Genomic DNA, 1,925 nt, shown 5'->3' on the forward strand with positions numbered 1-1,925 from the left:
TAGAAGCACGCAAGCGCAGAAGCGGAATTGTAGGAAGCCGGAAAGACACGGATGCGATTCCCCGGTTCTGTCGGAATCCGTAATTACGGATTTCCGTAAAAGCACGAAAGCGGGCCTTTCAGCCACGAATGAACACTATAGATTGTAGCCTTATAGGGCGCAATGGGCTGTCATCTTGGTTTTTGTGGGGAAACCAAGTTAGTGGCAGCGAAACACTCATTAGCAGCGGCAATACGGACAGTCAGGAAGGCGCGAGGCTTGAGCCAGGAAGCGTTCTCCGACGTGTCCAGCCGCACCTATATGAGTACGCTGGAGCGCGACTTGAAAAGCCCGACCCTGCACAAGCTGACCGAGCTGTGCGAGGTCATGGAAGTACATCCGCTGACGCTGTTGACGCTGGCCTACGCCGGCGACGACACGCACAAGGCCGACGAACTGCTGGCGCGGGTGCGCCAGGAGTTCGAGGCCTTGCTGAAAGAGCGCGACGCGCCCTAGCGCGTCTGAATGCCCGCAAGCGGAGCGCGCAGCGCCGCCAGGCGCGAAGGCGTGAGGGATTGAAGCCGAATGGACATGACGCCATTAGCGGCATGGGGCGCAGCCCGAAAGCCCGGCGGCGCAATGCGCCGACACGCCATATTGTTCCTGCTGCCACGGGCTTCGAGCCATCCGACCATCGCCAATGCGATACCGATCCTGGACATGCCGGGCATGAAGCAACCGGCGAAACCCTGTGCGTGCGGTGCTGCGATCAGCAGCATCGCGCCCCGCCGCAATGAGTGGGGCGCGGTGGGCGGCCGTTAGGCCGCCTTGGGCTTGCTGCGCGACCAGATCAGGTCGTGCGTGCCGTTCTCGCCTTCGATCAGGCGGGCATAGACCGTCGCCGGGAACGAAGGATCGTCGATGGCCACCGACAGGTAATCCCGCCCGGCCTCGCTGGTTTTCTTCCACGCCGCGCCGAAGTCGTGGCCGGCCGCGTGCAGGCGGAAGTCCGGGGCGCTTTCGTTCTCGCCCTTATCGTTGGAAACCAGCTTGACCTTGATGTTGAGGGTCAGGGTGCGGAGCTGGCCGGTGAAGCCGTCTTTCTCTGCGGTGAAGGTGCCGATGTTAGCCATGATGATTTCTCCTTTCGGGTTGAACAAGGTCGCGCCAGTGCGTCCTTGTTGTGATCCGTCCGGCGGGGGATGGGCTGGCCGCACCGCGCAGCGGTCGCAACACCGTGGAGAAACTGGAAGCGAAAAGAATTTGTCCCGCGAGGAATGCGCGCAGCGCAGGGGAAATTGTTTTCGCTGGAAGGTTGCGGCCATGAAGCCCAGCCACCGCCAGGATTCACAACAACACAAGGACGTACTGGCCGCCCACTCCCGAATGGAGACATGGCCGACTCGGCATCCCCGCGCGACGGCTTCACCGGCCTGTGCCCTGACACGGGCAAGGACAACACCCGACGACAAGGGCGCAAGCGCCCCTGACGTTGCAGGCGGCCTCTTGCATGAGGCGTGGTGTGGAAGCTCCATTGCAAGGCCGGGCGGTGTGTCGGTGAACCGTCCTTCGTGACGTACAGGCGACGAACCGCCAGCGTCGAGGACGGCACGCTTTCGTGCAACCTGCGGCAGCAAGCCGGGGCGTAGCCCCACAAGTCCCGCCCATTGCAGCGGGGCGCGTTCGGAATGTCGTCAGCGCTGTGCGCCGACGCACTTATGGGCTTCAAGGGTTTCACGCGCACAAGGCCACTTGTGCGCCGCCCCTTCGCCGCCTGCCCGAAGGCGGCGAAGGGGCGTTCTGGCTTTGGGCCTTGAAACCGGGCGCGGCCACCGCCGCGCCCGGATTTTTGACTATCGCCACCAGGGCGGTAAGGCAAGGTTCCGATGCTTATGGAACAGCGAAGCGCCCCGCCCCGACCCCGGGCGCACCGGTATGGTGAACAG

The 1,925-nt window shown here is 63.3% G+C and carries 3 protein-coding genes; 1 reads left to right on the forward strand and 2 read right to left on the reverse strand.

Annotated elements, in window-relative coordinates:
- The first annotated feature begins 162 nt into the window (after positions 1–162).
- A complete protein-coding gene (locus AC1VXC_RS21035; RefSeq protein ID WP_023106777.1) occupies positions 163–495 on the forward strand; it encodes a helix-turn-helix domain-containing protein in 333 nt (110 codons plus the stop codon).
- Here AC1VXC_RS21035 and AC1VXC_RS21040 read toward each other — a convergent pair.
- Positions 492–758 (reverse strand): hypothetical protein, encoded by a 267-nt coding sequence (locus AC1VXC_RS21040; RefSeq protein WP_006473298.1) that lies wholly within the window; start codon positions 756–758, stop codon positions 492–494. The two genes, AC1VXC_RS21035 and AC1VXC_RS21040, sit on opposite strands and share 4 nt — an antisense overlap.
- Positions 759–797: 39 nt before the next feature.
- Complete coding sequence (locus AC1VXC_RS21045; RefSeq protein WP_006473297.1) at positions 798–1,112, reverse strand: DUF736 domain-containing protein; 315 nt, start codon at positions 1,110–1,112, stop codon at positions 798–800.
- Positions 1,113–1,925: the final 813 nt, after the last annotated feature.

The sequence above is a fragment of the Stenotrophomonas sp. STEN033 genome, assembly GCF_056856655.1.